This window comes from Pseudomonas sp. GW822-FHT02G04 (assembly GCF_058802085.1).
Map to the genome: position 1 here is coordinate 73,614 of NZ_JBXANU010000021.1, position 23,001 is coordinate 96,614.

Consider the following 23,001-nt stretch of genomic DNA (forward strand, 5'->3'; position numbering starts at 1 on the left):
CCACCATATCGCGCTACTTGTGCCAATGCTGCCTAATGGCGCACCCGGCAGGACTCGAACCTGCGACCATCCGCTTAGAAGGCGGATGCTCTATCCAGCTGAGCTACGGGCGCCTTGTTAATCTGTACCCTTGAAGGACTACAAACTAAGTGCTTTTCAGTCTTGCGGAACCGTAACTCCGCTCGACCTTCTTAACCAGTGCTAGGCTGTGCCCGACAAGTGCGACGAATAGTATAGAGCCCCCCGAAGGTCGTCAAATCCTTTTTAAAAAAAATTCATTTAATTAAAGGAGTTAGGGGAATTTGCAGACCAAGCGCCTTTGCCCTCACCTCATGACATGCGAGAATGCGCACTCTTTTTTTCCCCTCTCGATGGTTAATCACGCGCAATGACTGCACAACTAATCGACGGCAAATCGATCGCCGCCAGCCTGCGCCAGCAGATCGCCCAACGAGTCGCCGAGCGTCGCCAGCAAGGCCTGCGCACGCCCGGCCTCGCGGTGATCCTGGTCGGCAGCGATCCCGCCTCTCAGGTTTATGTCTCGCACAAGCGTAAAGACTGTGAAGAGGTCGGCTTCCTTTCCCAAGCCTATGACCTGCCTGCCGACACCACTCAAGCAGCGCTGACCGATCTGATCGATCGCCTGAACGACGACCCGGCGATCGACGGCGTTCTGCTGCAACTGCCTCTACCTGAACACCTGGACGCCTCCAAATTGCTGGAACGCATTCGTCCCGACAAGGACGTCGACGGTTTCCACCCTTATAACGTCGGTCGTCTGGCCCAGCGCATTCCGCTGCTGCGCCCATGCACGCCCAAAGGCATCATGACCTTGCTGGAAAGCACCGGTGCCGATCTTTACGGCATGGACGCGGTCATTGTCGGAGCGTCCAACATTGTTGGCCGTCCGATGGCGATGGAGCTGCTGCTGGCCGGTTGCACCGTGACCGTCACCCACCGTTTCACCAAGGATCTGGCCGGCCACGTCGGTCGCGCCGATCTGGTGGTGGTTGCCGCCGGCAAGCCGGGCCTGGTCAAAGGTGAGTGGATCAAGGAAGGCGCGATCGTGATCGACGTCGGCATCAACCGCCAGGAAGACGGCAAACTGGTCGGCGACGTGACTTACGAATCTGCCCTGGCCCGCGCCGGCTGGATCACGCCGGTACCGGGTGGCGTCGGCCCGATGACCCGCGCCTGCCTGCTGGAAAACACGCTGTACGCTGCCGAAACACTGCACAGCTGAGTTCACGTTCGCACCCAGCGTCGCATATAAAGAACCCCGTCCATCGCGGGGTTCTTTTTGCCTGTAGAAAAGCTCGACCACCATCGCAAAACAGCAAGACCGGATGGCTGAAAAAGGGCCACCGCATTAAATATTCTTCACTTTTACCCCCTGTCTTACAGGCGCCTATGGCTTTCCTGGCACATACTCCTAAAATGCGACGTTTTTAAGAAACAGCCCGTTACAGAACGGCATATCCACCCTTTATGAGTCTGCCAGCGTGAAAATCCGTCTTTCCATCCTGAGCCTAGTTTTTGCAGTTACAGGAACTTTCATCACGCCAACGGTCAACGCCGGTGAAACCACCGCGGCACCACGAGACAATTCACAACTGAAGATCGCGTCCGGCAGCGCTTTGCTGATGGATCTGCAAACCAACAAAGTCATTTATGCCAGCAACCCTGATGTCGTCGTACCCATCGCCTCTGTCAGCAAACTGATGACCGGCCTGGTGGTCGTGGAAGCGCGGCAGAACATGGACGAATACATTCCCGTCAACATCAGCGACACCCCGGAAATGAAGGGCGTGTTTTCCCGGGTCAAACTCAAAAGCGAATTGTCGCGCCGCGAGATGCTGCTGATCGCCCTGATGTCATCGGAAAACCGTGCCGCCGCGACGCTGGCGCATCACTATCCGGGCGGTTATGTCGCGTTCATTGCCGCCATGAACGCCAAAGCCAAGGCGCTGGGCATGACCAGTACCCACTTCGTCGAACCGACGGGCCTCTCCCCGCGTAACGTGTCCACCGCCCGCGACCTGAGCAAACTGCTGATCGCCGCGCACAAGTACCCGCTATTGACCGAGCTGAGCACCACCAAGGAAAAAACCGTCAGTTTCCGTAAACCCAACTACAGCCTGGGGTTCCACAACACCGACCATTTGATCAACAAGCCGAACTGGGACATCAAGCTGACGAAAACCGGTTTTACCAACGAGGCCGGTCACTGCCTGGTGCTGGTGACCAGCATGGGCAACCGTCCGGTTGCGCTGGTGATTCTCGATGCCTTCGGCAAGTACACGCACTTTGCCGATGCGACACGGATTCGTAGCTGGGTCGAAACCGGCAAGAGCACCAACGTGCCGTCCGTCGCCCTGCAATACAAGTCAGAGAAGAACCTCAAACATCGCCAGAGCGGTGTGGTTGAAGCCTCGAAATAAGGTCGAAACACCCGCCAACGAAAGCCCCGAATAATCGGGGCTTTTTGTTGGCGGGCGGTTTGTTGGCGGGCGGTTTTCGTCCGGCGGTCAATCATTGGGCAACGGCATCTGATCGTCATCCGGAATGCCATCCCCGGCACTCGGGTCTCTCCAGCCCTGTGGATGCTTCGTCGGCACCACCGTCGGCCTGGCCAAGGGGTCCCTTAACGGACTGTCCGGATCCATCACTGGGTCCACGTCCGGTTCGAGGGTTGTCGGAACACTGTCGGGAGGATCCGGATGTTTGTCATCAAAGCTCGAATCGGTAGACATATGCACCTCTCACTAAGACTTGGGTCTCAGATTACCGAGCGGGTCGTAAGGCTTGGCCGGCTTCTTCTTGCCCTCCTCACCCGGCTTTATATCCCTGGGCGCCCTGGCAGGTCCGATGGGGTCGACCTGAGGATCGGCAACGTCCGGAGAGTCGGGATCGAACCCCAACTCATTATCGGACGAATGCTCGGACGAATGCGGGCCGACGGGGGTATTGGGATGAGCCATGGACGCCTCCTGGTCACGACCCGGCGAAAACCCGGACCCTTTACATAAGAGACCAAAAACGCTGAGTCGTGCCTTCCAGATGACGAGCGGAAACTACTGCGCGGTCAGCGCCTTCTTCGCCTTGGCTGCCGCTTGCTCCTGACCTGACTGAGCAAGATCGTTCGCCGCTTTCAGCCAACGCTGCTGATCGACGTTGGCCGGAATCTGGTCCGGCTTCTGGATCAAAACGGCCCAACCGCCGGCATTCTCGAGCGCCGACTCAAAGGCGCTAAACCCCATCAGCAGCCGACGATCCATCCCGGTGCGCAGCAATACGGTCTGCTTCTGACGGTTGTACCCGGCAAGAATGGCGTATCGCGGTCCGGCCCAGAACGCCAAGCCTTCGGTGATGCGCACCATCACCGGATAACCGGCCGCGACCTGGGTCAGCAATGCCGGCAATTGGCTGTCGAGGGGATAGACCACCATTCCGTATTCGCGGGCGAGGTTTTGCATGTTCTGTTGCAACCGGTCTTCGGCACCCGGTAAATTCAGGGGCTTTTCGAGCAGCCCCGGAGTTATCACGATGTCCTGTTGGGACAACAGGCTGGCCAGCACTTGAGGCCCGCTTTGATAACTTTGCCCACGGTAGAACGTACCACTGAGTTCGACACGCTCCGGCAGACGCTTGATCTCAGGCGCCACGCTCCCCGCGCAGCCAGCCAGGCCGGCAACACAGCCAACGATCAGTGCCAAAGATCGAATTCGAGAAAATACCCGCACCATCATCACTCTCTTGTTCAGACGCCAGGCGATCACGCAGCCGGCTTGGCCGTCGATCATAGGATGCCGCGCGGCAGCGGTATAGCCTTAACCGGCAGTTGATTGCATTTGATAGAGCGAACCGGTTGATGACAGGCGACCTTTGGTCAATAGCCTGAAACACAGCAGCGGCTAGACTGTCATCTACCAAGGAAGAGTGTGCGCCCGCTGCAGGGCAAAGAGGAGGCGGCACTGATGAGCCTGACAATGACCATTTTGATGTTGATTTCCGGCTGGCTGGCAGTGGCCGCCGCCATGTTGTGGGGCGTTTTGCGCATTACCCGCCGGCACCATCACCACCCGGCTCAATCAGCGCCCGTGGCAAAAACCGATAAACCGGCTACACGCCCCGCCACCGCGCACTGACTGGACATGTAGGAGCCAGGCTTGCCGGCGAAGGCGCCCTCGAGAACGCCTTCGCCGGCAAGTCGGATCGCCGCACCGCTGGCTCCTACAGCGAGTTCAGGCGGCCGTTTCGTTTATCGGCGATTAAGCTTCTGCGGCTACGCGCCTCTGTTTGGCCCGTCGCGACAGCATGTTCAAGCCTTCGATTGTCGCCGAGAACGCCATGGCCGCGTAGACATAGCCTTTCGGTACGTGGGCGCCGAAACCTTCGGCGATCAGCGTCATGCCGATCATGATCAGGAAGCCCAGCGCCAGCATCACCACCGTCGGGTTGTCGTTGATGAACTTGGCCAGCGGGTCAGCGGCCAGCAACATCACCAGGACCGACACCACCACCGCGATGATCATGATCGGCAAATGCTCGGTCATGCCGACAGCGGTAATGATGCTGTCGATGGAGAACACCATGTCCAGCATCAGGATCTGACCGATTGCGGCGGCAAAGCCCAGGGTCACAGTCGAGGTAGCCGACGTCGGATCTTCCGGCGACGGGTCCATGCTGTGATGGATCTCGGTGGTCGCCTTCCACAACAGGAACAGGCCGCCGGCGATCAGGATCATGTCCTTCCAGGAGAACGCGTGGCCGAGTATATCGATCACCGGCTCAGTCAACTGGACGATGAACGCGATGGTGCTCAACAGCGCCAGGCGCAGGATCAACGCCATGCCGATACCGATGCGCCGCGCCTTCTGGCGATGCTGTTCGGGCAGCTTGTTGGTGAGGATCGAGATGAAGATCAGGTTATCGATGCCGAGCACGATTTCCATCACCACCAACGTGGCCAGGGCGACCCAGGCAGTGGGGCTAGCAGCAAGTTCTAAAAGGTATTCCATGGGTCAGTCCTGACTCGTTGTAGACGGTTTAGATTTCCTGGGACGAAGAGTCGGTTTTGCCCGTCTCTTTGGCCGGTTGTTCTTTCTTGCTGATCAGGCCACTCGTGGCCTCGCTCAACGCTTGTTCGGCGGCTTTGTGGGTATCGTCAATCGCCTGTTTGGCGCTTTCGGCAGCCTTGCCCATCAATTGCTGAGCACTTTTCTCGGCCTGGTCGCAACCGGCCAACACCAGTAAAGAGGTGATCAGCAGCGCGGTGGTTTTAAGCTTCATGATGCTTTCCTCGATAGAACAGACAGAACCCGAAAGGCGATCCGTCGATAGCGAGGCATTCTAAGGAAGCAAATACTTCAGGAAAATTCGTATTTTCAGCGGTTATACTTCGGTTTTTACGAATCCATACCCAATCGCCATGCGTTGGGGGGGCATAAAACAATGCTGAATTACCGACAACTGCATTATTTCTGGGTGGTGGCCAAGACCGGCAGCATCGTGCGCGCCTGCGAGCAGCTGAACCTGACGCCACAGACCATCAGCGGGCAGATTTCCCTGCTCGAACAAACCTATGGCATCGAATTGTTTCGCCGGGTCGGTCGGCAGCTGGAACTCACTGAAGCCGGGCGTCAGACCCTGCCCTACGCCGAGCAGATGTTTCAACTCGGGGGCGAGCTGGAACTGATGCTGCGGGCGCAGCCCAATGAGCAACAGATTCTGTTTCGGGTGGGAGTCGCCGATGTGGTGCCCAAATCCATCGTCTATCGCCTGATCGCGCCTACCATGGAGCTGAGCGAGCCGCTACGCATCACCTGCCGCGAAGACAAACTGGAACGTTTGCTCGCCGACCTGGCGATTCAACGCCTCGACCTGGTGATTTCCGACAGCCCGATGCCCTCGCACCTGGACATCAAGGGCTACAGCCAGAAGCTCGGTGAATGCGGTATCAGCTTCTTCGCCACAGCTGAACTGACGGCGCGATACGGCCAGGATTTCCCCCGCAGCCTGCACGGCGCCCCGTTGTTGATTCCCGGGCCGGAAACCGTGGTGCGCAGTCGCCTGCAACGCTGGTTTGCCGAACAGCAGATCCAGCCGCGAATCGTCGGCGAGTTCGACGACAGCGCTTTGATGCAGGCTTTCGGCCAATCCGGCAGCGGGATTTTCATCGGCCCGAGTGTGATTGCCGACGAGGTGAAACGCCAATGCGGCGTGGAGTTGATCGGCCAGACCGACGCGGTGCGCGAGTCGTTCTACGCCATTTCGGTGGAACGCAAGGTCAAGCACCCCGGCATTGTCGCCATTACCGAAGGTGCCCGACGCGAGCTGTTCACCGAGATGTGAAGCCTCAGGCGCAGATTTCGCGAGGCTTGAAGGTCATCAGCGCCATGGCCAGGAGAATCGAAACCAGGATAAAACCGGCTGCGGCAAAACCCAGTCCGCCCAGGCCCACACTGTCGATCACCCGGCCACCGACCATGGCGCCCAGGCCGATCCCGAGGTTGGCCCCGGCAATGTTCAACGACGCCGCAAAGGCCGGCGCTTCAGGCGCAGCCTTCATCAAACGCACATGACTGACCAGGAACAACGCAGCCTGGGTCACGCCCCAAATCCCCATCGCCGCCGCCAGCCCCAGCGGCGAATGAATGTTCGGCACCAGCGTCACCATGCCGGCAATCATGAACGCGCAAAACGTCACAGAAGCGATCAGCGGGTGACGATCCACCGCGCGGCCGCCCAGCGAGTTGCCGATCAGCCCGACCGCGCCGAAGCCCATCAGGCACCAGCCGACCACCGTGCCGTTGAAACCGGCGAGGCGCTCAAGAATGTCGGCCAGGTAGGTGTAGGCGGTGAACATGCCGCTGAACACCAGGATCGACAGCAGTACATGACCCAGCATCAGCGGGCTACGCAGGATCTTGAACTGCGAACGGAAACTCACCTGATGCTGGTGCAAGCTGGTTTTCGGCAGGTAGATAAACAGCAGCAGCGCCTTGGCAAACGCGATCACCGCCAGAATGCCGAAAGCACTGCGCCAGCCGAATGCATCGGATATCAACGTGCCGACCGGAATGCCGAACACCGTGGCGCAAACGATGCCGAAACCGATCTTGGCAATCGCCCGCCCGGCGTAGTCCGGCCCGACGATGTCCACCGCGGTTTCACTGGCCAACGCCCAGAACACCGGCAACCCCAGCGCCGGAATCAACCGGGCAATGGCCATCACCCAAATGTTCGGTGCAAATGCCGCCAGTGTGTTGGCCAGGCCAAACATGATCAGCACGCTGATGAACAGCTTGCGTCGTTCAAACCTTGCGAAATACGCCGTCAGGAACGGCCCGAACGCGGCCACGGTGAACGCAAACAGGGTCACCAGCAAACCCGCTTGAGGGATGCTGACGTCCAGGTCACGAGCGATTGCCGGCAACAGGCCGACGATGATGAATTCCGTGGTCAGCACCGTGAAACCGGCGGCAGACAACAGAAGAATGGGCAACAGCATGCAGAACTCCAGGAAAACGACGACACCAGCGACAGCCCGAAGGCCCACTGGCAGAACATGAAAATGAGGATGGCGAAGCTTAACAGAGTGTTTCCAAACGAAGTTGCACGAACCTGCAAATCGCGTTGAACAATCGGGTGGCAGATCGTCACAGGTCTGAAGGATCGCAGCTACGCTGTGATAAAGTCCGCGACCCGCGAGATTGACACCTTGCTCATCGGCCATTGATTGGCATTGATGTGGCGACCCCTTCGGTTCCCTCCATGTGGCCTGCCCGGCTTTTTGCTGTATGAGCCAAGGAACCCTGCACCCTAATAAAATCAGAGATACCGTTATGACCGCTTCATCCCCTTCTCTTTTTCAACGCCTGAAACATAGCAGCCTGGTCACGCAAATCATCATCGGCCTGATCGCCGGGATTGCCCTGGCCCTGTTCGCGCCTGAGGTGGCCAAATCCACCGCCTTCATCGGCAAAGTATTCGTGTCGGCGCTCAAGGCTGTTGCACCGATTCTGGTGTTCGTGCTGGTCATGGCTTCGATTGCCAACCACAAGCACGGCCAGGAAACTCATATCCGGCCAATTCTGTTCCTGTATCTGCTGGGCACCTTCGCCGCAGCCGTGGTGGCGGTGATCGCCAGTACGTTGTTTCCGTCGAGCCTGGTGCTGTCGACCCAGGACGTTGCGGTAACCGCGCCGGGCGGCATCAGCGAAGTGCTGCAAAGCCTGCTACTCAGCGTGGTTGATAACCCGGTCAGCGCACTGATGAACGCCAACTTCATTGGCATTCTGGCGTGGGCGATCGGCATGGGCGTTGCGATCCGCCATGCCGGCGAGACGACGCGCGAAGTACTGGGCGACCTGTCCAATGGCGTGACATTGATCGTGCGTCTGGTGATCCGTTTTGCGCCGCTGGGGATCTTCGGTCTGGTGGCTTCGACCCTCGCCACTTCCGGTTTCGGCGCGTTGATCGGTTACATGCACCTACTGGCGGTGCTGCTGGGCTGCATGCTGTTCGTGGCGCTGGTGATGAACCCGGCCATCGTGTTCTGGAAGCTGCGTCGCAACCCGTATCCGCTGGTCCTCACTTGCTTGCGCGAGAGCGGCATCACCGCGTTCTTCACCCGCAGTTCGGCAGCGAACATTCCGGTCAACCTGGAATTGAGTAAACGCCTGGGCCTGCACGAAGACACCTATTCGGTATCGATCCCGCTCGGCGCGACCATCAACATGGCCGGCGCCTCGATCACCATCACCGTACTGACCCTGGCCGCCGTGCATACCCTGGGCATCGCCGTGGATATTCCGACGGCCATTCTGCTCAGCATCGTCGCGGCGATCTGTGCCTGTGGCGCTTCGGGCGTGGCTGGCGGTTCGTTGCTGCTGATTCCGCTGGCGTGCAGCCTGTTCGGCATCCCGAGCGAAATCGCCATGCAGGTGGTGGCGGTCGGCTTCATCATCGGTGTGTTGCAGGACTCGGCGGAAACCGCGCTGAACTCCTCCACCGATGTGCTGTTCACCGCGGCGGCGTGCCAGGGTGAAGAGTTGAAGGCGCAGCGTTTGGCGTAAAACGCACCTACGAAGGGCAAAACGAAAAAGCCCGCGGAGGCTTACACCTTGGCGGGCTTTTTTGTACCTGGGTGGTTTAGAACGCGCCCATGTAATCGCGCTTGCCCACTTCCACACCGTTGTGACGCAGCAGCGCGTAAGCAGTGGTGACGTGGAAGAAGAACTGCGGCAGACCGTAGCTCAGCAGGTAAGCCTGGCCAGTGAAGCGCTTCTCTTTAGGGGTGCCTGGACGGGTCACGATTTCGATGCCTTCCTTGCCGTTGATTTGCTCGGGTTTGATCTCGCCGATGAAGGCCAGGACCTTGGCGATCAATGCTTGCAGTTCGGCGAAGGTGGTTTCTGTGTCGTCGTATTTCGGCAGTTCGACTTCAGCCAGACGCGCCGAAACACCCTTGGCGAAATCAACGGCGATCTGCACCTGACGCACCAGCGGGAACATGTCCGGGTACAGACGGGCCTGCAGGAACGCGTTCGGGTCGATGTTTTTCGCAGTGGCGTGGGCTTCTGCCTTGCTCAGGTTGTTGCTCAGGGCGTTGAGCATTTGCTGGAAAACCGGAACGGAAGCGGCGTACAGGGAAATAGTCATGGCAGTCTCGTGTGGTGACAGGAGTAAAAAACGTGGAGCGATTATAGCCATGCCGGCGCGCCCTGCGACTTGTCTTTTATCCAGCAAGGATTAGGCTAGGCGGCTCGACTGCCTAGGGAAAAGCGCGATGAGCACTGAACAAGAGACGACCTTCGACGAACCGCGGCTCAACAGCACGGAAATCCGCATTCTGGGCTCGTTGATCGAGAAACAGGCCACCAGCCCGGAAACCTATCCGCTGACCCTCAATGCCCTGGTGATTGCCTGCAACCAGAAAACCAGCCGCGAACCGGTGATGAACCTCAGCCAGGGCCAGGTCGGCCAGAGCCTGCGGGCCCTTGAAGGTCGTGGCTTCACCCGACTGGTGATGGGCAGCCGTGCCGACCGCTGGGAACATCGGGTCGACAAGGCGCTGGAACTGGTGCCGGCCCAGGTGATTCTGACGGGGCTGTTGTTCCTGCGCGGTCCGCAGACGGTCAACGAACTGCTGACCCGCAGCGGCCGCATGCATGACTTCGAAGATGCCGAGCAGGTGGTGCATCAACTGGAGCGCTTGATCGCCCGAGGCCTGGCGCTGTTGATCCCGCGCCAGGCCGGCCAGCGCGAAGATCGTTACATGCATGCGCTGGGTGATCCGGCGGATATCGAAGCGATCCTGGCGGCCCGGCAGAACCCGGTGGAACGCGGCGCCAGCAGCGGTGTGTCGGTTGAGCGAATCGAAGAACTTGAAGCGCGGATCGCGGCGCTGGAAGAACGCCTGGCGCGCCTCGAATAACCGTTCCCGATGTGCCGAGCTCCCTGTGGCGAGGGAGCTTGCTCCCGCTGGGTCGCGAAGCGGCCCCAAAGCAGTCAGCACACCGAGTTTGCCGGACTTGCGACTGCTTCGCAGCCGAACGGGAGCAAGCTCCCTCGCCACAGTCTGAAATGCTACTCCCCGTCCCAATAATCCACGCCATCGGCCTGCCTCGCGACGGCAACGAAGCCTGACGCATTGCCCTTGGCATCGACCTTGAAGTCGTCCATCACCACGTATTTGCCGGAGTCCGGGTATTCACAAATGTCCGGTGATTGCTGGCTGCTGACCGCCAGATAGCGCAACTCGCCCTGGCTGTTGTTGATGATCTGGTGCGCGGTTTCAGGACCGCCCGCGGGGCAGGCGATCACGTCCCCGGCGCGAATCGGGAAGCGTTCGGCGCCAAGGCGAACCTCCCCTCTCCGGCCACGATGTAGAACATCTCCTCGTTGACACGATGGCTATGAAACGGACTGCCGCGCATGCCAGGCTCCAGGGCATACAACCGATAACCCAGCTTTTGCGCGCCCAGTTGCTGGCCGATGCGGGCCTGGCGTTGCTGATAGCGGTTGGCGGCTTCACCGGTGGGTGCAAAACCTTCGGGCAGCGGTACAAGTTCGACCTGATCCAGGTTGAGAATGGCGGGATGCATGAGAACCTCGGTCACGGTGACGGGAGAGCAAGTCTTCGCTTGCTGGCGAGCAGTATAGGCCGGGATTTTCGCGGCAATGGCGGGTGACCGAGTCGCGGCAATCGCGGGCAAGCCACGCTCCCACAAGGTCAGCGCAGGACCTGTAGGAGCGTGGCTTGCCCGCGAAGGGGCCAGTACAGCCAACACATTTGGGAATGATCAGCTCCGGGCAAACGCCACGGCCTTCTGAAACTGCTCATCGGTCGGCCGCACGCCGGTGTACAACACGAACTGTTCCAGCGCCTGGATGGCAATCACTTCCAGCCCGGTGATCACCCGTTTGCCTTCGGCACGAGCGCGCACGATCAGCGGTGTTTCCGAGGGGATCGCCACCACATCGAAGACAGTTTCGGCAGCAGCGATGGCTTCAGGGGCGAACGCCAGTTGATCGGCTTCCGGGCCGCCGGTCATGCCGATTGGCGTGACGTTGATCAGCATCTGCGGGCGTTGAGCGCCCAGTTCCGCCTGCCATTGGTAATCCAGCGATTCGGCCAGGGCACGCCCGGCGCGTTCGTTGCGGGCCACGATCAGGCCGTTTTTGTAGCCGCCATCGCGCAAGGCACTGGCCACGGCCTTGGCCATGCCGCCGCTGCCGCGCAAGGCAAAGGTCGAATCCTTGGGCACCTGGTGGGTTTCAAGCAACTGGGCGACGGCGATGTAATCAGTGTTGTAGGCCTTGAGGTGGCCGTTGGTGTTGACGATAGTGTTGATCGATTGAATAGCCTCAGCCGATGCATCCAGCTCATCGACCAGCGCGATACAGGCCTCCTTGAACGGCATCGACACGCCGCAACCCCGAATGCCCAACGCACGAATGCCGCTGACCGCGCCCGTCAGGTCCTGGCTGCTGAAAGCCTTGTAGTAAAAATTCAGTCCCAGTTGTTCGTACAGATGATTGTGAAACCGCAGGCCGAAATTGCCGGGGCGCCCCGAGAGTGACATGCACAGCTGGGTGTCTTTGTTGGGGTTCATCTGCATCCGAATCTCTCCTTCAATAGCACTTTCAGATGGACGGAATTAACAATTCCACCCGATTGTGGTCGATCATAAGGGTACGTCTGTACCAGACAGCACCGTAAAGAAACCGGTACAGACCTTACACAAAATTTACCCAACGGCTGTGCTGATTTTCAAAAAAACGCTGTCTTAGAAGTATCCCCGCGACAACTTGCGTCTATTGCAGACGCGAGCGCCGGGTCGAAGAACCGAGGACTTATCATGATCCGTAAAATCCCCACAGTAGCCTTGCTGATCGGTGCTCTCGCTATCGCAGGGCAGGCAGAAGCAGGTGGTCGTGGCTGGGAAGGTCCGGCTGTGTTTGGTGCGATCGTCGGCTCGGCAATCATCGGCTCGGCAATTATCGGTCGCGACCGGCCGGTGTATGTAGAACAACCGGTTTATGTTCAACCTCAACCGGTGTACGTACAGCCACCGCCTGTCTACTATCAACCGGCGCCGGTCTACGTCCAACAACCGATGTACTACCGCCCGGCACCGATTTATTACGGTCCACCACGCGGCTACTATGGCCATCCCCATGGTTATTACCGTGACGACCGCTGGTAACAGACTCATCAGGCCCCGCCTCAACAGCGGGGCCTTTTTTGTGGCCGCAGGGCGAGCGGAGTCTGAATAAATCTCGTCAAGGTCGCTGTCGGGACAGTACCGGCAGGTAAAGTTGGTCATATTTATGTCATCACAGGCCCGCAAGCTTGATCTGTCCATAAACAACAGTTTGATAAAAACAAGGACGACGCCATGCCCACACAAAACCCGCACCGCATTGTCGGCTTGTGCACATCCACCAAGGTGTACAATGCACTGACCGAGCTCAAGCACCTGGAAGGCCATCGCAGCGCCAAGTTTCTCTCGCTGCTGACGCAAAACCTGGTGCGCAAAGGCCTGCTCAATGAACAGGAAGTCATGCATATGCTCGATCAAGTCGTGGACTGACCGCCAACACTCACCGGCATCAATGACGACTATCGAAAGCGTTGATTGTCCGTTCAAGCGTCCGATCCGTAAGGTAGCCCCATAGATTGATGGAGGTACTTATGGCTCAGGTTCAGATTATGTCCGTTATCGGCAGCGCCGTTCCCGCACAACTCAGAGCGCTGGGATTGCTCGCCTGCTGGTATCTGGTGCAGGACGGCGAACCGATCAGCGGTCCGCTCACTTCGCTTCCCGACGCCCAGGCCCTGTCGCAACGCATCGGTTCAGGCCAGCTCAGCGCTTAAGGCAGCTGAACCCGCTGTTTGGTATCGACGAAAATCGCCCAGCTCGACATGAACAATGCGGCAATCAACGGGCCGATGACAAAACCATTCAGGCCGAAAATCGCCAGGCCACCCAGGGTCGAGATGAGAATCAGGTAGTCGGGCATTTTGGTGTCCTTGCCCACCAGGATCGGCCGCAGCACGTTGTCCACCAGGCCGATCACCAATACACCGAACAACGCGAGCACCGTGCCCTGCCAGATCGCACCGCTGAGCAAAAAGTACGCTGCCACCGGCACCCAGACGATGCCCGCCCCCACCGCCGGCAACAGCGACAGGAATGCCATCAACACCGCCCAGAGCAGCACGCTCGGGATATCCAGAAACCAGAAAATCAACCCGCCCAACGCCCCTTGCGTGATCGACACCAGCAAACTGCCCTTCACTGTGGCCCGCACCACTCGATTGAACTTGAGTTGCAAGCGACGCTTCTGGTTATCTTCCAGCGGTATCGCCGCACGTACTTTGCGCGCCAGTTCGGACCCGTCCCGCAGAAAGAAAAACAGCAGATACATCATGATGAAAAAGCTCACCACGAAATCGAACGTCCCCTGGCCAAAACTGAACGCCTGGGACGCCAGAAACTGACTGCCTTGCATCATGCTCTTGATGATTTTCTCGCGAAGCCCACTCAGCTCACCCATGCCGAAACGATCGAGCAAGTACTGAACGTACGGCGGCAGGCTGTGCTTGAACTGCAATACATGCCCGGTAATGTCCAGCTCGCCGCTTTCGATTCGGCCATACAGCGCCGCGCCCTCCTGAACCAGCAAGGTACTGATGGTGATCACCGGCAGGATCGCGATCAGCACACACAGACTCAAGGTGCACAGGGCCGTCAGGTTGCGTGACCAGCCGAACCTCAGCTGCAACTGATGCTGCAAGGGCGCAAACAGAATGCCGAGGATGGCCGCCCAGAACACCGCACCGTAGAACGGCAGCAGAATCCAGACGAAGGCAATAGTCACCACAGCTAGCAAGACCATCAGCGAAGTGTTCTGGAGCTTGGTTTCGTTCATGTCCGGTCCATGCCATTGCGCAGAGGCGAAAATTCGCGTCCTTATGTTTAGTCCGCCACGGTTGGCGCGAGTGCCATCTGTTTGTTGGTCAAGCATAGATCCAGATCAATAAACCCCGCGGGCAAGCCGCTTATCCTTGCCGGCTTTTGCGATCGACACTGCCATGACTTGCGCCATGCCACTCATCCCCCCGGAACTGCTCGCCCCTGCCGGCACCCTGAAAAACATGCGTTATGCCTTCGCCTACGGTGCCGATGCGGTATACGCCGGCCAGCCGCGCTACAGCCTGCGGGTGCGCAATAACGAATTCGATCACGCCAACCTCGCGCTCGGTATCAGCGAGGCCCAGGCCCAGGGCAAGCGCTTTTATGTAGTGGTGAACATCGCCCCGCACAATGCCAAGCTGAAAACGTTCCTCAAGGATCTGGAACCGGTGATCGGCATGGCGCCGGACGCGCTGATCATGTCCGATCCCGGCCTGATCATGCTGGTGCGCCGGCACTTCCCGCAGATGCCGATCCACCTGTCGGTGCAAGCCAACACGGTGAACTGGGCCAGCGTCGAGTTCTGGCAGCAACAGGGCTTGAGCCGGATCATCCTGTCCCGCGAACTGTCGCTGGAAGAAATCGCCGAAATCCGTCAGTACGTCCCGGCGATGGAGCTGGAAGTGTTCGTACACGGCGCGTTGTGCATGGCCTATTCCGGGCGCTGCCTGTTGTCGGGCTACATGAACAAGCGTGACGCCAATCAGGGCAGCTGCACCAATGCCTGTCGCTGGAAATACTCGGCGACACCGGCCAGCGAAAATCAACTGGGTGAAATCGTCCAGCACTACTCACCCGAACCGACCCTGGGCCTCGGCACACCAACCGATCAGGTGTTTCTGTTGCAAGAGGCCAATCGTCCTGGCGAACTGATGCCGGCGTTCGAGGATGAACACGGCACCTACATCATGAACGCCAAGGACTTGCGCGCCGTCCAGCACGTCGAGCGCCTGACGCAGATGGGTGTGCATTCACTGAAGATCGAAGGCCGGACCAAATCGCATTTCTATTGCGCGCGCACCACCCAGGTTTACCGCCGCGCGATTGATGATGCGGCGGCTGGCCGGGTGTTCGATCGCAGCTTGATGACTGATCTGGAGTCCCTCGCTCAGCGCGGCTACACCGAAGGTTTTCTGCGCCGGCATGTGCATGACGAATACCAGAACTACCAGAACGGCAGCTCGGTTTCAGAGCGCCAACAGTTCGTTGGGGAGTTGACCGGCGAACGCCGTGACCGGCTGGCCGAGGTGCGGGTAAAGAATCGTTTTGCCCTTGGCGATCACATGGAACTGATGACGCCCAAGGGCAACTTCCACTTCGATCTGCATCAACTGCAGAACCTCAAAGGCGAGACGATAGAAGTGGCGCCAGGGGATGGGCATACGGTGTATTTGCCGATTCCGGATGCGGTGGATTTGCGGTTTGGATTGCTGATGCGCGATGTTGGTGTGAGTTAAGAAATCTGAGCGACGAGCCCCTGTAGGAGCGAGGCTTGCCCGCGAAAGCGGTGTGTCAGACAAATCGCATTCGCGGGCAAGCCTCGCTCCTACACACTGACGAATCAGCTGCCACCCGCCGAAAAGCGGTCGCGGCTGTTGGTCAGGTGCAACCACATCGCCGCCCGTGCCGCATCCGGATCCTGGCGTTTGATGGCGTTGAGAATCGCCTCGTGTTCGAGGTTGGCGAGCTGCCCCAGCTTGCTCAAGTCCGCTGATCCGCGTTCGGCGGCATTGACGCGGGTGCGCGGAATCATCGCATTGCCCAAGTGCTGCATGATCTCGGTGAAGCACACGTTGCCGGTGGCTTCGGCGATCAGCAGATGGAAGCGTTTGTCGGCTTCGACGCAGCTGTCGTTGTTGGCCAGCAAGCTTTGATAGTCATCCAGCGCTTCACGCATCTGCGCCAATTGCTGATCGGTGCGACGCACCGCGGCCAGCGCGGCGGCCTGGGTTTCCAGGCCCATGCGCAGCTCCAGAATGCTGCGCACCCCCAGCGCGGTATCGACATTCAGCCGTAACCCCTGCTCTGGCGCGCGCTCAATGACAAAGGTGCCGATGCCGTGACGGGTTTCCACCAACCCTGAAGCCTGCAATTTCGAAATCGCCTCGCGCACCACCGTGCGGCTGACCCCATGCTCCTGAACAATCGAGTTCTCCGACGGCAGCTTGTCCCCGGGCAGCATCTGGCCGAGCAGGATGCTCTGGGTCAGCTTGGCCACCAGGTCATGGGCCAGGTTGTGAGCGCGCTTGCGGGCGGGTGCGTCGATGTCTTCTTGCATGGTGATTATCCGTAAAGCAGGGCTATCCGGATCGTAGCACCGGGATCGCCTGGAATCTTCAGAAAACAATAGCCAACTTGTATGACAACACTCAACAAATTAATCATTCAAACACCATCACAACCCCACATGCGACCAGAAAAAGAATAGAAACCACCAAATAAATAGCCATTTTATTGGACGACAGCGCTTGTCGAATCAAAAAAGTCAGTTGTATGATGTCTATCAACAACGCAACATCCAGCCACACCCCGCATAAAAATAACGAGTGGGAGAAAAACAAGTGAATACATCCATACCCGGGATGCACGATGGCGCTGATTCGGTCCTGAAGTCCGCCATCTCGAAAGTGAAACACCACGTCCTGCCGCTGTTCGTGATCATGTTCATCGTCAACTACATCGACCGCGTGAACATCGGCTTCGTCCGCGCCCACATGGAACATGACTTAGGGATTGGCGCTGCCGCCTACGGCCTCGGTGCCGGTCTGTTCTTCATCGGTTACGCGCTGTTCGAAGTCCCCTCAAACATCCTCCTGCAAAAAGTCGGCGCGCGAATCTGGCTGACCCGCATCATGCTGACCTGGGGCCTGGTGGCCGCCTGCATGGCATTCATCCAGAACGAAACCCACTTCTACATCCTGCGGTTTCTACTCGGTGTGGCCGAAGCCGGATTCTTTCCCGGGGTGATTTATTACTTCACCCGCTGGTTGCCCGGTGTGGACCGCGGCAAGGCGATTGCGATCTTCCTCAGCGGTTCGGCGATTGCGTCGCTGATCTCCGGCCCATTGTCGGGGCTGCTGCTGCAAATCAACGGTTGGGGCATGCACGGCTGGCAGTGGATGTACTTCATCGAGGGCATGTTCTCGGTCGGGCTGTGCGTGTTCGTCTGGTGCTGGCTGGACTCCAAACCCCACGACGCCAAATGGTTGACCCTGGCTGAACAGGACGCGCTGGTCAAAGCCATCGATGACGAACAACTGGCCCGCGAAGCCGCGACGCCGATCAAACCGTCGCTGGGCACACTGCTCAAGGATCGCCAGATCATCCTGTTCTGCCTGATCTACTTCTTCATTCAATTGACCATCTATGCCGCGACCTTCTGGCTGCCGAGCATCATCAAGAAGATGGGCGATTTGAGTGACATCCAGGTCGGCTTGTTCAACTCGATTCCGTGGCTGCTGTCGATCGTCGGCATGTACGCCTTTGCCTCGCTGTCGGGCAAATGGAAGCACCAGCAAGCCTGGGTCGCCACTGCCCTGCTGATCGCTGCTGCGGGGATGTTCATGTCCACCACCGGCGGGCCGATCTTCGCGTTCGTTGCGATCTGCTTCGCCGCATTGGGTTTCAAATCGGCTTCGTCGCTGTTCTGGCCGATTCCCCAGGCATACCTGGATGCGCGGATCGCCGCCGGCGTGATCGCACTGATCAACTCGGTGGGCAACCTCGGCGGCTTCGTGGCGCCCACCACCTTCGGTTTGCTGGAAGAGCACACCGGTTCAATCCAGGGCGGGCTCTACGGCCTGGCCGCCACCTCGATCATCGCCGCAATCATCGTCTTCGCCGCGCGCAATAAACCGAAACCCGCACCGGCCGTTGCACTGGGCAAACCAGCGCCGAATCACGCTTGAACATTGGTTTAAAGGACAAAAAAATGAACCCACAAGAAGCCGCAAAAGCCCCGATCATCACCAGCATGCAGGTTGTGCCGGTGGCCGGCCACGATGGCATGCTGCTCAACCTGAGCGGCGCCCACGGCCCGTTCTTCACCCGCAATATCGTGATCCTCAAGGACAACGCCGGCCACACAGGCGTCGGCGAAGTGCCTGGTGGCGAGCGCATTCGCCAGACCCTGGAAGACGCGCGCGCACTGGTGGTCGGCAGCCCGATCGGCACTTACCAGAAGATCCTCAATCAAGTGCGCCAGACCTTCGCCGATCGCGATGCCGGTGGTCGCGGTTTACAGACGTTCGACCTGCGCATCACCATTCACGCGGTCACCGGCCTGGAAGCCGCCCTGCTCGACTTGCTTGGCCAGCACCTGGACGTGCCGGTCGCCGCTTTACTCGGCGAAGGTCAGCAGCGTGATGAAGTGAAGATGCTCGGCTACCTGTTTTATGTCGGTGATCGCAACGAAACCGATCTGGCTTATCGCGATGAACCGGATGCCGACAATGACTGGTTCCGCGTACGTCACGAAAAAGCCATGAGCGCCGACGCCGTGGTGCGCCTGGCGGTCGCCGCTCACGCCCGCTATGGCTTCAAGGACTTCAAACTCAAGGGCGGCGTGTTGAGCGGCGACGAAGAAATCGAAGCGGTCACCGCCCTCGCCGAACGCTTCCCCGATGCACGCATCACTCTCGACCCGAATGGCGCCTGGTCGCTCAAGGAAGCGATCCGCCTGTGCCGGGATCAGCATCACGTTCTGGCTTACGCCGAAGACCCGTGCGGGGCGGAAAACGGTTACTCGGGCCGTGAAGTCATGGCCGAGTTTCGTCGGGCCACGGGCCTGAAAACCGCGACCAACATGATCGCCACCGACTGGCGGGAAATGGGCCACGCGATCCAGCTGCAGTCGGTGGACATTCCCTTGGCCGACCCGCACTTCTGGACGATGCAGGGCTCGGTGCGGGTGGCGCAGATGTGCCATGAATGGGGCTTGACCTGGGGTTCGCATTCCAACAACCACTTCGATATTTCCCTGGCCATGTTCACCCACGTCGCGGCCGCCGCGCCGGGCGAGATCACGGCCATCGACACCCACTGGATCTGGCAGGATGGCCAGCGCCTGACCCAGTTGCCGCTGCAAATCGTCGACGGCTGCGTGCAAGTACCGAAAAAACCTGGCCTGGGGGTTGAGCTGGACGTCGATCAGCTGGCCAAGGCTAATGAGCTGTACAAAGGCATGGGATTGGGCGCACGGGATGACAGCGTGGCGATGCAGTTTCTGATTCCGGGGTGGAAGTTCGATAACAAGCGGCCGTGCCTGGTGCGGTAGTATTCTGATAGCACCACAATCCTGTGGAGAGCCTGTGTGGCGAGGGGGCTTGCCCCCGTTCGACTGCGAAGCAGTCGCAAAAATGGCTAATCGGTTCTTTCAGACATAACCCGGTGATGGCATTGGGAGTGCTGCGCACTCCAACGGGGGCAAGCCCCCTCGCCACACAAGCCCGCTCCCACAGGCTTTTGTATTAAAGCGAAGCTTGCAGTAACCAATCCTTAAACACCGCCATCGCCGACGTTTCGGGGCGCGACTGCAAGCGGGTCAGCCAGTAGCTGCCGGTGGTGATCCCGATGGCGAACGGTTGCTCGATTGCGCCCGCCGCCAGTTGCCGGGCAAACATCAGCGGTGGCGCCAATGCCACTCCCGCCCCTTGCAACGCAGCCTCCATCATCGCCAGCGACGAGTCGAAGACGATGCTCCGGGGCAGCACGGCATGGGCCGAAAGACCGGTCGCCTGAAACCACTCCGGCCATTCGTCCGTGCGATAGGAGCGCAGCAGTGTTTGTTGCAACAGATCCTCTGGCGTGTGCAATTGCCGGGCGATCTCCGGCACGCAGAGCACCGACAGTGGCGCCTCGATCAACCGCACCGCTTCAATCCCGTGCCACGCCCCCGCGCCAAAGCGAATGGCGTAATCAAGACCTTCAGCGGCCACGTCCACCCGGTTGTTATTGGTCGACAGGCGCAAATCTATGTACGGATGTTTCTTCTGAAAATCCGCCAATCGCGGCAACAGCCAACCGACCGCGAACGTCCCCACGGCGCCCACCGTCAACACCTCACGAAAATGCCCGCCCTCGAAACGCCCCAGGGTTTCGGCAATCCGGTCGAAGGATTCGCGTAACACCGGCAGCAGGGTTTCACCTTCGCTGGTCAGCATCAGGCCGCGAGGCAGGCGTTTGAACAAGGTTACGTTAAGCTGGGCCTCAAGGCTTTTGACCTGATGACTCACCGCCGCCTGCGTGACGCACAACTCCACCGCCGCCCGGGTGAAGCTCAAATGGCGCGCCGACGCCTCGAAAGCACGCAGCGCATTCAGCGGCAAATGAGGTCGAATCATGCCCACTCCAAAGATTTTCTAATGGCTCATCCGAAATATCGTCGTTTGCCGGTCTTCGCCAAACTGCCTAGATTTGGCTCGCCCAACAGCGGACCGGCTTGGAAAACCGCTCGAAGTGTAGCGGTTAACACCACGAACAATCATGGACAGTGTCTCAATCATGCCTAAAAGAAATCAGAAGAAACTCATATCCTGCAGCGCTTTCGCACTTCTCCTCGGTGCCAGCCACAGCTTTGCTGACGAGCGCATCGAAACCATCGTGAAAGCCGCCGTCGAACCGGTGATGCAGCAACAGCAGATCCCCGGCGTCGCGGTCGCGATCACCGTCAACGGCCAGCCGCATTACTTTAATTACGGCGTGGCCTCAAAAGAGAACGGCAAAGCCGTCACCGAAGACACCTTGTTCGAGATCGGCTCGGTGAGCAAAACCTTCACCGCCACCCTCGCCGCTTACGCGCAGGCGACCGGCAAACTGTCCCTGTCGGACAACGCCAGTCAGGTGCTGCCGGTCTTGCGCGGCAGCGCGTTCGACAACATCAGCGTGCTGCAACTCGGCACCTACACCGCCGGCGGCCTGCCCCTGCAATTCCCCAGTGAGGCAGGCCATCAGGACAAAATGCTCGGCTATTTCAAACAGTGGAAACCAACTTACGCTGCCGGCACTCATCGCCAGTATTCAAACCCCAGCCTTGGGTTGTTCGGCTATCTGGCGGCCCACAGCATGGGGGCGCCGTTCGATGATCTGATGGAAAAAACCTTGCTGCCGAAACTCGGCCTGAAACACAGCTACCTCAAGGTGCCGAAGGATCAGATGGGGCTTTACGCGTGGGGTTACGACAAGAACGACAAACCTGTGCGGGTCGAGCCGGGGGCGCTGGATTCCGAAGCGTATGGCGTGAAAACCAGCGCCGCAGATTTGCTTCGCTATGTTGAGGCGAACATGAATCCCGCTTCGCTGGAAAAACCTTTGCAGCAAGCCATCGCCACCACTCACACCGGTTATTACCGGGTTGGCGAGATGACTCAAGGGTTGGGATGGGAGCTCTACAACTACCCGGTGACGCTCGACACACTGCTGACTGGCAACTCGTCGCAGATGGCGTTTGAGGCCCATGAAGTCCAGTGGCTGACCCCGCCACAACCTCAACGCGACACTGTGCTGATCAACAAAACCGGCTCAACCGGCGGCTTCGGCGCCTACGTCGCTTTTATCCCGGCGAAGGACATCGGCATCGTGATCCTGGCCAACAAAAACTACCCGAATCCGGAGCGGATCAAAATCGCTAACCAGATTTTGAGTGCGCTGGCCAAATAACCGAGGGTGACGCCCCGTAGCAGCCGCTGAGCCCGCGAGGTTCGCCTGGAAATCATTGACTGGATCGGCACAGAACCTGTGGCGAGGGAGCTTGCTCCCGCTGGGGCGCGCAGCGGCCCCAAAACCGTCACCGCGTTGCATCAGATAGACCCCGGATGGCGGATTTACGACTGCTGCGCAGCCGAGCGGGAGCAAGCTCCCTCGCCACAATGGGTCACCAAGTTTCAGATTTCCGTTGGCAGAAAATGGGCGACCTGTTGAGGTCGCCCAATGGGGCAAGCCCTCTCACCACAAGGATTCAGCGCAATTCAATCATCCGGTTGCTCAGCCGGTTTGGCAGGCTTCGCCGGTTTGCCTTTAGCACCTTTGGCCGGTGCGACTTCAGCCACCGGCGCTGGCACCGGTACCGTTGCTTCCTTCTCGGCCGTCGGCAGCTGGTCGACGGTGTTGAATATCTCTTTCAACTCGACTGCATCCGACTGCTCAAGCTTCTTTTCGCCATCCTTGCCGATCAGGATGATTTTGCTCTTCGCCCCGGCGCCCAGCTTGAGCGAGCGGATCAGCGCCATCGTCGATTGCGGGTCGAGGTCTTTGCCGTCCCGTTGGCCCATCGTATTGATCACGGTGTACAGCACCATGTTTCGATCGGTGAAGCCCTTGCGGTTGGCGGAGTCGTCCAGTGATTTTTTCAGGTTGAGCCAAGCGGGGTCGACCGAACTGGGCGCGATGACAATCAGGGGTCGAGCCCGGCCCACGTCTTTAACCAGAGGGGAATCGTCATCGGCGGCGAATGAAGGACCGACGAAAGCCAGCAGAGTAGCCAGGGTCAAAGACCTGATGAGCATGCGCATCTCCT

Annotated in this window: 25 protein-coding genes, 1 tRNA gene and 1 pseudogene; 13 read left to right on the forward strand and 14 right to left on the reverse strand. The window is 59.1% G+C overall.

Annotated features, from left to right (window positions below; genetic code table 11):
• Positions 1-36: 36 nt before the first annotated feature.
• Positions 37-113: transfer RNA gene (locus tag AC1RO5_RS22810), tRNA-Arg, on the reverse strand.
• Between the two features lie 275 nt (positions 114-388).
• Here AC1RO5_RS22810 and folD point away from each other — a divergent pair.
• Complete coding sequence (gene folD, locus AC1RO5_RS22815; RefSeq protein ID WP_007940405.1) at positions 389-1,243, forward strand: bifunctional methylenetetrahydrofolate dehydrogenase/methenyltetrahydrofolate cyclohydrolase FolD; 855 nt, start codon at positions 389-391, stop codon at positions 1,241-1,243.
• 259 nt (positions 1,244-1,502) lie between these two features.
• Entirely contained in the window at positions 1,503-2,441 is a 939-nt protein-coding gene (gene pbpG, locus AC1RO5_RS22820; protein ID WP_019648404.1) for a D-alanyl-D-alanine endopeptidase, read from the forward strand.
• Positions 2,442-2,528: 87 nt separating this feature from the next.
• Here pbpG and AC1RO5_RS22825 read toward each other — a convergent pair whose 3' ends face one another.
• The 3 genes from AC1RO5_RS22825 to AC1RO5_RS22835 form a co-directional block, all read right to left on the reverse strand.
• Positions 2,529-2,753: a hypothetical protein gene (locus tag AC1RO5_RS22825; protein ID WP_019648403.1), complete on the reverse strand. Its 225-nt coding sequence runs from the start codon at positions 2,751-2,753 to the stop codon at positions 2,529-2,531.
• Between the two features lie 12 nt (positions 2,754-2,765).
• Complete coding sequence (locus tag AC1RO5_RS22830; protein ID WP_493177796.1) at positions 2,766-2,981, reverse strand: DUF6021 family protein; 216 nt, start codon at positions 2,979-2,981, stop codon at positions 2,766-2,768.
• A gap of 93 nt (positions 2,982-3,074) precedes the next feature.
• A complete protein-coding gene (locus tag AC1RO5_RS22835) occupies positions 3,075-3,803 on the reverse strand; it encodes a cysteine peptidase family C39 domain-containing protein (RefSeq protein ID WP_493177797.1) in 729 nt (242 codons plus the stop codon).
• 174 nt (positions 3,804-3,977) lie between these two features.
• On the opposite strand from AC1RO5_RS22835, the gene AC1RO5_RS22840 reads away from it, so the two are divergent.
• Entirely contained in the window at positions 3,978-4,148 is a 171-nt protein-coding gene (locus AC1RO5_RS22840) for a hypothetical protein (RefSeq protein ID WP_493177798.1), read from the forward strand.
• 123 nt (positions 4,149-4,271) lie between these two features.
• On the opposite strand, the gene AC1RO5_RS22845 is transcribed toward AC1RO5_RS22840, so the two are convergent.
• Positions 4,272-5,021 (reverse strand): TerC family protein, encoded by a 750-nt coding sequence (locus AC1RO5_RS22845; RefSeq protein WP_018925415.1) that lies wholly within the window; start codon positions 5,019-5,021, stop codon positions 4,272-4,274.
• 28 nt (positions 5,022-5,049) lie between these two features.
• On the reverse strand, positions 5,050-5,292 hold the full coding sequence (locus AC1RO5_RS22850) for a hypothetical protein (protein ID WP_007940414.1): 243 nt from the start codon (positions 5,290-5,292) through the stop codon (positions 5,050-5,052).
• Positions 5,293-5,454: 162 nt separating this feature from the next.
• On the opposite strand from AC1RO5_RS22850, the gene nhaR reads away from it, so the two are divergent.
• Positions 5,455-6,354: a transcriptional activator NhaR gene (gene nhaR / locus AC1RO5_RS22855; RefSeq protein WP_018925414.1), complete on the forward strand. Its 900-nt coding sequence runs from the start codon at positions 5,455-5,457 to the stop codon at positions 6,352-6,354.
• A gap of 4 nt (positions 6,355-6,358) precedes the next feature.
• Here the strand turns inward: nhaR and AC1RO5_RS22860 are convergent, their stop codons facing one another.
• Positions 6,359-7,513 (reverse strand): MFS transporter, encoded by a 1,155-nt coding sequence (locus AC1RO5_RS22860; RefSeq protein ID WP_028941214.1) that lies wholly within the window; start codon positions 7,511-7,513, stop codon positions 6,359-6,361.
• Between the two features lie 334 nt (positions 7,514-7,847).
• Between AC1RO5_RS22860 and sstT the strand changes: the two genes are divergently transcribed.
• Positions 7,848-9,080, forward strand: coding sequence for a serine/threonine transporter SstT (sstT, locus tag AC1RO5_RS22865; protein ID WP_493177800.1), 1,233 nt, complete (start codon positions 7,848-7,850; stop codon positions 9,078-9,080).
• Between the two features lie 76 nt (positions 9,081-9,156).
• Here sstT and AC1RO5_RS22870 read toward each other — a convergent pair whose 3' ends face one another.
• The gene (locus AC1RO5_RS22870) at positions 9,157-9,666 is read right to left on the reverse strand and encodes a DUF1993 domain-containing protein (RefSeq protein ID WP_095633963.1); all 510 of its coding nucleotides are present in this window, start codon (positions 9,664-9,666) and stop codon (positions 9,157-9,159) included.
• 127 nt (positions 9,667-9,793) lie between these two features.
• On the opposite strand from AC1RO5_RS22870, the gene AC1RO5_RS22875 reads away from it, so the two are divergent.
• Positions 9,794-10,441: a YceH family protein gene (locus tag AC1RO5_RS22875; protein ID WP_305480573.1), complete on the forward strand. Its 648-nt coding sequence runs from the start codon at positions 9,794-9,796 to the stop codon at positions 10,439-10,441.
• A 152-nt stretch (positions 10,442-10,593) separates the two neighbouring features.
• Here the strand turns inward: AC1RO5_RS22875 and AC1RO5_RS22880 are convergent.
• Positions 10,594-11,111 (reverse strand): annotated as a pseudogene (locus tag AC1RO5_RS22880) (cupin domain-containing protein).
• A gap of 198 nt (positions 11,112-11,309) precedes the next feature.
• Positions 11,310-12,128, reverse strand: a complete 819-nt coding sequence (locus tag AC1RO5_RS22885; protein ID WP_493177802.1) for a shikimate 5-dehydrogenase — start codon at positions 12,126-12,128, stop codon at positions 11,310-11,312.
• 240 nt (positions 12,129-12,368) lie between these two features.
• Here AC1RO5_RS22885 and AC1RO5_RS22890 point away from each other — a divergent pair, with 240 nt between their 5' ends.
• The 3 genes from AC1RO5_RS22890 to AC1RO5_RS22900 all read left to right on the forward strand — a co-directional run bounded on the left by AC1RO5_RS22890 (position 12,369) and on the right by AC1RO5_RS22900 (position 13,387).
• Entirely contained in the window at positions 12,369-12,716 is a 348-nt protein-coding gene (locus AC1RO5_RS22890) for a hypothetical protein (RefSeq protein WP_493177803.1), read from the forward strand.
• A gap of 192 nt (positions 12,717-12,908) precedes the next feature.
• A complete protein-coding gene (locus AC1RO5_RS22895) occupies positions 12,909-13,103 on the forward strand; it encodes a hypothetical protein (RefSeq protein WP_493177805.1) in 195 nt (64 codons plus the stop codon).
• Positions 13,104-13,204: 101 nt separating this feature from the next.
• Positions 13,205-13,387: a hypothetical protein gene (locus AC1RO5_RS22900; RefSeq protein WP_258669746.1), complete on the forward strand. Its 183-nt coding sequence runs from the start codon at positions 13,205-13,207 to the stop codon at positions 13,385-13,387.
• Here AC1RO5_RS22900 and AC1RO5_RS22905 read toward each other — a convergent pair.
• On the reverse strand, positions 13,384-14,445 hold the full coding sequence (locus tag AC1RO5_RS22905) for an AI-2E family transporter (protein ID WP_493177807.1): 1,062 nt from the start codon (positions 14,443-14,445) through the stop codon (positions 13,384-13,386). The genes AC1RO5_RS22900 and AC1RO5_RS22905 overlap by 4 nt on opposite strands.
• A gap of 175 nt (positions 14,446-14,620) precedes the next feature.
• Here AC1RO5_RS22905 and trhP point away from each other — a divergent pair, with 175 nt between their 5' ends.
• Positions 14,621-15,946 carry a prephenate-dependent tRNA uridine(34) hydroxylase TrhP gene (trhP, locus tag AC1RO5_RS22910; RefSeq protein WP_493177809.1) on the forward strand — a complete coding sequence of 442 codons (1,326 nt, stop codon included), beginning with the start codon at positions 14,621-14,623 and terminating at the stop codon, positions 15,944-15,946.
• 104 nt (positions 15,947-16,050) lie between these two features.
• Here trhP and AC1RO5_RS22915 read toward each other — a convergent pair whose 3' ends face one another.
• Positions 16,051-16,767, reverse strand: a complete 717-nt coding sequence (locus tag AC1RO5_RS22915) for a FadR/GntR family transcriptional regulator (RefSeq protein WP_007940425.1) — start codon at positions 16,765-16,767, stop codon at positions 16,051-16,053.
• 283 nt (positions 16,768-17,050) lie between these two features.
• On the opposite strand from AC1RO5_RS22915, the gene AC1RO5_RS22920 reads away from it, so the two are divergent.
• Positions 17,051-18,397, forward strand: a complete 1,347-nt coding sequence (locus AC1RO5_RS22920; protein WP_493177810.1) for an MFS transporter — start codon at positions 17,051-17,053, stop codon at positions 18,395-18,397.
• A 23-nt stretch (positions 18,398-18,420) separates the two neighbouring features.
• A complete protein-coding gene (gene gudD / locus AC1RO5_RS22925) occupies positions 18,421-19,764 on the forward strand; it encodes a glucarate dehydratase (protein ID WP_493177811.1) in 1,344 nt (447 codons plus the stop codon).
• A gap of 193 nt (positions 19,765-19,957) precedes the next feature.
• On the opposite strand, the gene AC1RO5_RS22930 is transcribed toward gudD, so the two are convergent.
• Positions 19,958-20,830: a LysR family transcriptional regulator gene (locus AC1RO5_RS22930; RefSeq protein ID WP_493177813.1), complete on the reverse strand. Its 873-nt coding sequence runs from the start codon at positions 20,828-20,830 to the stop codon at positions 19,958-19,960.
• Positions 20,831-20,990: 160 nt separating this feature from the next.
• Between AC1RO5_RS22930 and ampC the strand changes: the two genes are divergently transcribed.
• On the forward strand, positions 20,991-22,145 hold the full coding sequence (ampC, locus tag AC1RO5_RS22935) for a class C beta-lactamase (protein WP_493177815.1): 1,155 nt from the start codon (positions 20,991-20,993) through the stop codon (positions 22,143-22,145).
• A 308-nt stretch (positions 22,146-22,453) separates the two neighbouring features.
• Here the strand turns inward: ampC and AC1RO5_RS22940 are convergent, their stop codons facing one another.
• Complete coding sequence (locus AC1RO5_RS22940; protein WP_493177816.1) at positions 22,454-22,990, reverse strand: DUF4174 domain-containing protein; 537 nt, start codon at positions 22,988-22,990, stop codon at positions 22,454-22,456.
• Positions 22,991-23,001 lie beyond the last annotated feature (11 nt).